The organism is Streptomyces tricolor (assembly GCF_002155905.1).
GTDB classification, from domain to species: Bacteria; Actinomycetota; Actinomycetes; order Streptomycetales; family Streptomycetaceae; genus Streptomyces; species Streptomyces tricolor.
On record NZ_MUMF01000107.1, the window covers coordinates 1 to 8,276 of the forward strand.

At 68.2% G+C, this 8,276-nt stretch carries 5 protein-coding genes; 2 read left to right on the forward strand and 3 right to left on the reverse strand.

The window, feature by feature from the left end; translation table 11 throughout:
• The coding region (locus CCN44_RS09085) for a GntP family permease (protein WP_244203899.1) at window positions 1–891 on the forward strand (891 nt) is incomplete at its 5' end.
• Between the two features lie 37 nt (window positions 892–928).
• Entirely contained in the window at window positions 929–1,546 is a 618-nt protein-coding gene (locus CCN44_RS09090; RefSeq protein ID WP_414820491.1) for a hypothetical protein, read from the forward strand.
• 9 nt (window positions 1,547–1,555) lie between these two features.
• On the opposite strand, the gene CCN44_RS09095 is transcribed toward CCN44_RS09090, so the two are convergent.
• From CCN44_RS09095 to CCN44_RS09115, 3 genes are all read right to left on the reverse strand, one after another.
• Window positions 1,556–2,899, reverse strand: coding sequence for a M14 family metallopeptidase (locus tag CCN44_RS09095; protein WP_208639738.1), 1,344 nt, complete (start codon window positions 2,897–2,899; stop codon window positions 1,556–1,558).
• A 204-nt stretch (window positions 2,900–3,103) separates the two neighbouring features.
• The gene (locus CCN44_RS09105) at window positions 3,104–4,357 is read right to left on the reverse strand and encodes a DUF1266 domain-containing protein (RefSeq protein WP_086697315.1); all 1,254 of its coding nucleotides are present in this window, start codon (window positions 4,355–4,357) and stop codon (window positions 3,104–3,106) included.
• Window positions 4,358–5,029: 672 nt separating this feature from the next.
• Window positions 5,030–8,276, reverse strand: a 3,247-nt coding sequence (locus CCN44_RS09115; protein WP_107502056.1) for an RHS repeat-associated core domain-containing protein, incomplete at its 5' end; no start/stop codon positions are given.

Consider the following 8,276-nt stretch of genomic DNA (forward strand, 5'->3'; position numbering starts at 1 on the left):
GTCGCCGCCGCCGGACTGCTGCACGTGCAGCTCGGCTGGGTGATCCTCATGGGCGTCGTCTGCGGCCTCCCGGCCGTGCTGGCCGCCTGGGCGTACTCAGCCTGGATCGGCCGCCGGATCTTCGTCGCCGTACCGCAGGACATGGCCGAGGCGGCGGAGGAGGCCAAGCGCGCGGTGCGTGAGGAGCAGCGCGCCCAGGGCGTGGCACCGCCGGAGCAGCCGGTGCCGCTCACCACGGTCCTCGCCATCATCGGTACGCCCCTGCTGCTGATCCTCGCCGCCACCTTCTCCTCGATCGCCCTGGACCCCTCTCCCACCCGCTCGGTCCTGGAGTTCTTCGGCAACCCCTTCGTGGCTCTGACCCTGGCCCTGCTCCTGGCCTACTACCTGCTCGGCATCCGCCGCGGCTGGTCCCGGAAGTCCCTGGAGACGGTGTCGACCGCCTCCCTCAAGCCGGTCGGCAACATCCTGCTGGTGGTCGGCGCGGGCGGGATCTTCGGTGCCGTGCTGAAGGCGAGCGGGGTGGCGCAGGCCCTGTCGGACACCTTCCACGACGTGGGCCTGCCGGTGATCGTCCTCTCCTACCTGATCTCGCTCGTCCTCCGGGTGGCCCAGGGCTCGGCGACGGTGGCGATCGTCACCACGGCGGGCATCGTGGCCCCGCTGCTGTCGGAGGGTCACCACTCGCAGGCCTTCGTCGCCCTCGTCATCATGGCCGTCTCGGCGGGCTCCATCTTCGCCTCGCACGTCAACGACGGCGGATTCTGGATGGTGGCCAAGTACTTCGGCATCAGCGAGCGGGACACCCTGCGGACCTGGACGGTGCTGGAGTCGGTGCTGTCACTGGCGGGGTTCGCGGTGGCGGCGGTGGTCAGCGTGTTCGTGAGCTGACTGGTTACGGCACAGGGAAGTCGTCCATACTGCCGCCGTGGAGCAGCGCATAGGATCGAGCAGCAAGCCGTCGAAGGCTGAGCCGTCGAAGGACGAGCCGTTGAAAGCCGAGCCGTTGAAAGCCGAGCCGTTGACGACGGAGCCCGTCACGGGCGCCGGATTCGACCCGGCGTACATTCCGGGGCTCACGGGCCCGACGCCGGCGGAGCCGGTGTCGAAGGCACCGGAGGCCGGGAAGGCGACGGCCGGCGAGCCGGAGACCGCCCCGGTGGCCGAAGAGCCGGCACCGCCCGCCGAGGACCGGGCGGACGCCGACCCCGACACCGCCCCCGACTCCGACGCCGACGAGCCGGCCGACGGCCCGGTCTTCGAGGCGTCCGACCGCCGGGCGCGGATAGTCGCGGACCGCAAGGGCGTCCGTCTCAGCCTGGACGAGGAGGCCTGCGAGTTCCGCTGGGACGAGATCGCCGCGGTCGAGACGGAGACGCCCCGCTTCGGCAAGCGCTACACGGTCACCGTGCACACGCCTGACCGCCGCTGGTTCCCGATCGAGATCGAGGCGACGGCCAGGGCGCGCTTCAAGGAGTGGGACGAGCAGCTGGACGCGGTGCTCGACGCCTACTTCGAAGAGGCCGAGGAGACCGAGAAGGCGTAGCCCCAGCCGCTAGCTGCAGTACTGGGCGGCCTTGCCGATCGACCGGTACATGCAGTCGGCGTTCTCCAGCAGCTGCAACACAGCGTCCTTGTTCCGGGAGGTCTCCCGCTCGATCACCTCGTCGGGCGGGTAGAACCCGCCCCCGGAAGCGGACGCCGGGTACATCTCGAAGGTGTAGGCGAAGATCTTGTGCGCACCCCAGAGATAGTCGTCGATGGACCCGTCGGTGATGTACAGGTCACTGGACTGCTCCGCCGTGTACCTGTTGCTGGCGGCCATCTTCTGCCCCACGGCCTTGAACGCGGCGGCGTCGTCCGCGGTCATCCCGGTGGCGGTGTCCGCGTAGGTGTACCCGAACGGCCACAGCACCAGCTCGCTGTAGGTGTGGAAGTCGATCCCGGCCGTGATCTGCTGCTTGCCGCCGACGACCCGGCCGCGCACGAAGTCGGAGACGACCTTCACCTCGGGCGCGGACTCGGCGGCGGGCCCGCGGTAGGTCTCGGAAGAGGGCGACCCTGACGATCCCCCGCAGCAGCCCCACTTGTAGTTCCAGTTCCGGTTGAGGTCCGTCCCCACGTACGAGGAACCGGAGTTGGGCTGCCGGTTCTTCCGCCACGACCGGTACGACCCGCTGGCGATGTCGTACTCGCCGCCGTCCGGATTCAGGTCCGGGACGATCCAGATCTCCCGGCTGTTGACCACGTTGGTGACCCGGGAGTCGCTGCCGTACCCGGCACCGAGTTCGCGCAGCAGGTAGAGCGCCATCTCGACGGTCAGATGCTCCCGCGCGTGCTGGTGCGCGGTGAACAGCACCTCGGGCTCGGCCTCGTCGGTGCCGACGTTGTCGCTGACCTTGATGGCGACGATGTCCCGCCCCTGGTACGACTTCCCGATCACCCGTTTGCTCATGATGCCCGGGTAGGCCGCGAGCCGCTGGTCGATCTCGGCGGTCATCTCGGCGTAGTTGTGGTACTTCGCGTCGGCGCCGGGGAAGTCGTAGAGCCGCGCCCCGGACCGCTGCGGCGCGGCACCCAGCGGCTGCACCTCGTACCCCATCCGGCGCAGCTTGCGGATCTGCTCCGCCCGCCCGGAGACGACGACGCTCTCCTCGTCGGCCTCGTCGACGGTGACACCGGTCGCCTGGATGGCCGTACGGGTCACGGGAGTCGTGCTCTGATGGATCTCGTACTGCCGGATGTCGTCCCCGGAGGACTCGACCCGGCGCACACCGTCCGCGCTGGCTCGGTCGACGGTGGCCGAGACCGGGGCGGCGAGGGCGAGCGCCAGCAGTGCGCCGAGAGCGGCGGTCCGTCTGCCGCCGCGCGCGCCGGAGCCGCGGATGCGAAGTCGCATGAACGCTCCTTGTGGGGTGGAGGTGGGGATGTTCCCGTGCGACGTACGAATACGAACCCACCGGGGCCTTCTGTGCGGCTCCCTGCGGGAACGCTGTGCGGGTTGGCGCTCATGGTCCGACCCTGACATGATCAGGTCAAGTACACACCAACGGCCCGACCGAAAACGGCCGGGCGGAGGGTCCGGAAGACGGCGATGCGCCAGTCACCGGAACGGGATGGTGAGCCAGGGGCTGCCGGGATCGGACATCAGGATCCGGTGCGCCTCGACCATGTCCTGGTACCAGTCGCCGAACTCCTCGTCGTCGAAGTGGAGACAGCGGCCGAGGATGTAGCCGGCAGAGAAGTCCTGCCACGACTTGTAGGCGAGGGCGGCGGACCGGCCCGCCTGGACGACGGCGGACTCGGCTTCCCGGAGGGTGCCGAAACGGGCCCCGAGCCCCCACCGGGCCATCTTCGAGGCGCGTCCGAGGTCCCAGGCGTCGACGGACGAGACGTACCGGTTCTCGTCCAGCACGCCGTCGGCCCGCATCCGGGCCTCGTACCGGGTGATGCGCCCGATGAGCCGCTGCACCCCCTCGACGCGCGCCTCGACCTCGGACTCGGGGCGAGGGTCGGTCTTCGTGACGCCGTCCTCGGACACGACGATCGAGCCGTCGGAACGGGCGCGGATGACGTTGGCGGCGGCCTGCCGCCAGTAGCCGGGGTCGACGTGCCCGCCGAAGTCCCGGGCGATGGTGCGGCGCAGGCCGAGCGCGAACTCCCAGACGGAGCTGCGCTGCTCGCAGGCGAGCAGCTCGCGGAGGTGGTACTGCCACTCCTCGCGGGTCGTGATGCCCCACCACTCGCTCAGCCGCCTCCGCTCGCCCGGATAGCCCGTGCCGTGCCAGGCCATGGCGTTCCACAAGGAGCCGTTGTTCACGCACAGGAGCGCACCGCAGGCGAGGCCGTGGGCGACGGAGCCGTGCAGGGGGCCGCCGACGCGGAGGGTACGCAGCCGCATCGCGTGCTTCCGGGCGGACGCCTGCTGCCCGTACTGCGCCCAGCTCGCCGAGTGCGGGGGCGCCGAGGGGAGGAACGCCTCGCACGGGCTCCCCGGATTGACGACGATCATCGGCGGATCACTCGGCGCCCACACCTTGGCGAACCACTCCAGGTAGTTCCAGTCGAACACCCGGTGCGGCTCCGGCGCGGGCAGCATCCCCTCGGTGTACACCGCCCAGATCCGCCCGCCGGCGACCCGGGGGTCGTACCCGAAGACGGCGCACGTCGCACGGGGCGTCGCGTCCGCCCCGCTCTTGTCGATCTCGAAGAACAGCCTCCCCCGCGCCAGCGCCCCGAAGTACGCCGCCCAGTCCCCACGCCCCTTGGCCTCGAACAACACTTGCTCGATCTCCGAGGGCGGGGTCCAGGCAGGGGGCGGAGGAGGAGAACCGACAGGCGGCTGACCGAACGACATGAGATTCCCGTCGTCTCTTTTCTTTCTTCAGATGCAGATGGAGTCGGGCGGTGGGACGTGGACGACTCTGGCGAGGGTGGGGAACGGCGGGGTACGGGTGGCCGGCGCACTGTCTGGTGGGGCCGTCGATGAACGGGGCGGTCGCGGTTTGGACTGCCCGGATCGCTCACGCTTTCCGATGAGCCCGGTCCTGTCCCTGTAGTCGGCGGTATTTACACCCTTGCTGCGCGGGGGCAATGGCGAGTATTGGTGACGCGGTTACGTATGGAGATCACTCGCTGGCCTACCTGAATTCATCCGCACGACCCAATGTTCGTCCTCCTCGACTGACTCTCGAGTATGCGCTTTTTGGCTACCTTGAGAACATTCTCATCCAATGCAGAATATTCTCGCCTTCGGAGTCCAAGAGGAACAATTCACTGCCACCTCCCCCGAGTGAGACGCTTGCCATGGTGAGTGTGTCTTGCTGATACTCTTCCAAGAACGACAAGAGGGACATGGTTTCGTCTTGGAGGCGTGATCCGTCGACGGTTCTCTTGAGTCGGCGCCGGTAAATCTGCAGCAAGTTGTCCCTTGAGACGCTCCCCACATTGATTGAGATGGTCTCAGTGAGGCGGTCGAGGAGTCTTGAATCGCAAACCCCAGACTCGGCAGCCGCTCTGACGATCTCCACTAGCCTATTCTTGTCCATGGTCCCCCATTGACACTTACCTCAGCCCCTGTCACGGTGCCTCGGATAAGCACTTCCCCTTCATCGTATGGAAATGATACGCCAGGCACTCGGGAGTAACCTACTCCGTCGCTGTTCGGGATTCTAAGGACGATGCCGGGGCCGTTGCCTTTGTAACTCTCTTCCAGTGCCATGTCCTCGTAATACGTTGTCCAGGAAGTGAAAATGCTGTCTGTGTCGCCCCCTACGTGAGACTGTGGGTCCGAGTGTCCGCCGTGTGGTTTGGCAATGCCGCGCGTGGCGTCTTCATACATCCTGAGCCATTTCTGTGGGCTATGCTCGTTCGCGTATCCGATACCACGGTACAGATACGGTTCCTCTTCGTGATCCCAACTTCCTCCTTTTTCACACTCATCCGGTGCGAGCCCCAGGCGGTCAAACCAGGTGTGCGGGTTATGGACGTAGGCAGTGTCGTTGGGAGCCGGGGCGAGGCCCAGGGGGTCGGGGCTGAGGTACCGGCCGGTTTCGGGGTCGTAGTGGCGGAAGTAGTTGTAGTGGAGGCCGGTTTCGGGGTCGAAGTACTGGCCTGGGAAGCGTAGGGGGGTGTAGGTCGTGCTGTGTGCCGACCATGCTGTGGTGCCCCACAGGGTGCTGCGGGTTCGCCAGGCGATGTCGCCTTGCTCGTCGACGAGTTCGGTCGGGGTGCCGATCAGGTCGGTGACGACGGCGAAGAAGCGGGAGTCGATTTCCTGCTGGGAGGCGTCGGCTGCGCTGATGCGTTCCGTCTGGGACAGCGGGCGCAGGCCCTGGTGGTCCCAGGTGAGGGTGACCGGGTTCGGGAGGGCTTCCGAGAAAGTGGTCTGTTCGCAGAGAGTCGTGCCGTCCCAGGTGAAGTCCACCCGTTCCACGACCGTTTCACCGTCTTCCGCCAGGCGGAGCTTTGCCGTGCGGCGGCCCAGGGGGTCGTAGGTGTAGCGCCAGCGGGTGCCGTCCGGGGTGACCACCGATGTCAGGCGGTCTTCCGTGTCCCACTCGTAGCGCCAGGTATCCGGCTTGCGGGACAGGCGGGTCTTCTGGCGCAGGATGATGCGGCCGAGGGCGTCGTGTTCGTAGCGGACGTTGCCGGCCCGGGTGATGCGGGTGCCTGCATAGGTTCGGGGGCCTGTGGCCTCTGTGCCCGGGTGTTCAGAGGGCCAGGACGCCTCGGTCTGGTTGCCTGCCGCGTCGTAGGCGTAGCGTTCTGTCCAGCCGGCCGCGTGGACCGCCATGACCCGGCCGGTCGCGTCCAGGTCGAAGCGGCGGGCGCCGGACAGGTGGTCGTCTATGCCGATCAGGTTGCCGTCGGCCCGGTAGGTGTACGCCCGGTGCTGGATCCTGGTGCCGCCGGCGCCGGTCACGGACTGGGTGGTCAGGCGGCCCATGGGGTCGAAGGTGTGCTCGAGCGCGATCGTGCCGCCGATGTGGCGGGTCAGCTCGCGGCCCGCCTCGTCGTACGTGAAGCCGATCGTCCGGCCTGAGGCCACCATGCCTGTGCGGCGGCCCGCCGCGTCGTACGACCACGTCGTCCTGGCCCCGGTCGGGGTCGTACGGCCTGTGCGGCGCCCCAGTTCGTCGTAGGTGTACGTCATCGTCCGGCCGTTGACGGACTCCGAGTGCAGGCGGCCGTGCCGGTCGCGGAGCAGGGTGAGGGTCGCGTCGGGGCCCGTCGCCTGGGCCAGTTGGTCGGTCAGGTCGTAGGCGTAGGTGGTGACCCGGCCTGCCGCGTCCTTGCGGACGGCTTGGCCGAGTGCGTTCCGCTCGAAGGAGGTCACCTCGCCGAGTGCGTTGCGCCGTGAGGTCAGGCGGCCCGCCGCGTCGTACTCGTAGGTCAGCGGGCGGTCGTCGAAGTCCGTCTCCCGTACCAGGCGGCCGGCCGCGTCGTATGCGTACGTCCAGGTCAGGCCCTGTGGGTTCGTGACCTTGGTCAGGCGCAGTTCCGTGTCGTGCTGGAACTCGTAGCGGACGCCGTCCGGGCCGGTGCGGGCGGTGAGCAGGTCGAAGTGGGTGTACTCGAAGTGCGAGACGCCGCCGATCGGATCGGTGTAGCTGGTGCAGTTGCCCTCGCCGTCGTAGGTCCAGAGCTCGACCGCACCGTCGGGGGACGTGCGGCGTGTCAGACGGCCCTCCACCGTCCACTCCAGGCGTGTGGTGGCGCCCGTCGGATCAGTGACCTCGACGGTCCGACCGAACGCGTCTCGTGTGTACCGGGTCGCGCCACCGACCGGGTCCGTAACCTCCAGTGGCAACCCTGCCTGGTTACACACGATGCTGATGCTGTGGCCGAGTGGGTCGGTCACCAAGGTCAGGTGCCCCGCCGCGTTGTAACTGAGGCGGGTGGTCTTGCCGGACGGGTCGGTGATCGACGTTACGTTGCCCCGGTCGTCGTACGTCTGGCGGACCACCGTGGCGTCCGGATTCACGACCTTCACCGGCAGGCCGAGGGCGTTGTATTCCGCTCGTGCCTCGCGGCCGTCCGGGCGGATCACGCGGGTGAGGTTGCCGGCCTCGTCGTACTCGAACGTCGTCGTGTGGCCCAGGGGGTCCGTCGTGGAGAGCAGGCGGTTGTAGCGGTCCCGCGTGAAACGGGTGGTCGCGCCGAGGGGGTCCGTCCCGGCGATCACCTGGCAGCGGTGGTTGATCAGGTAGCGGGTGGCGTGGCCGTGTGAGTCGGTGATGGTGGTGGTGTGTTCGCCGGTCTCGGGGTCGACCGGCCCGTAGGTGAAGGACGAGGCCAGGTGGCCGGCGGCACCGGTCTGGTGGGTGCAGCGGTCCTGGTCGTCGTAGACGTAGGTGAAGTGGCTGTCGTTGGTGTCGGTCCAAGAGGTGATGCGGCCCCGCTCGTCGTAGGTGAAGCGGGTGGGGCGGCCGGAGGAGTTGAAGACTTCGGTGAGGTGGCCGTCGGTGTAGCCGTAGCGGATCAGTTCCCGGGCGCTGCCGTCCGCCGCCGCGCCCGCCAGGTGCAGGGCGGTGACGCGGCCGTCGGCACTGTCGATCCGCAGGCGGTAGCCGCCGCTGTGGACGACGGCCGAGGGCGCTCCCGCCTCGTCGTGTTCGAAAGTGATCCAGTTGCCGTTGCGGTCGTCGATCTGTTCCAGGACCGCCAGGGTTTCGGAGCGGTCGGTGAAGTGCCGTACCTGGCCCGTCTCGGGGTCGGTGAGGGTGTAGCCGCCGTCCGTGCGGTCCAGGGGCCAACGGGGGCCGTGCGTGGGG

What these genes read in the sequence shown, in the direction of transcription:
- CCN44_RS09095 (WP_208639738.1), bottom strand. Translation starts at nt 2,899, where the DNA reads ATGCGACTTCGCATCCGCGGCTCCGGCGCGCGCGGCGGCAGACGGACC.
- CCN44_RS09105 (WP_086697315.1), bottom strand. Translation starts at nt 4,357, where the DNA reads ATGTCGTTCGGTCAGCCGCCTGTCGGTTCTCCTCCTCCGCCCCCTGCC.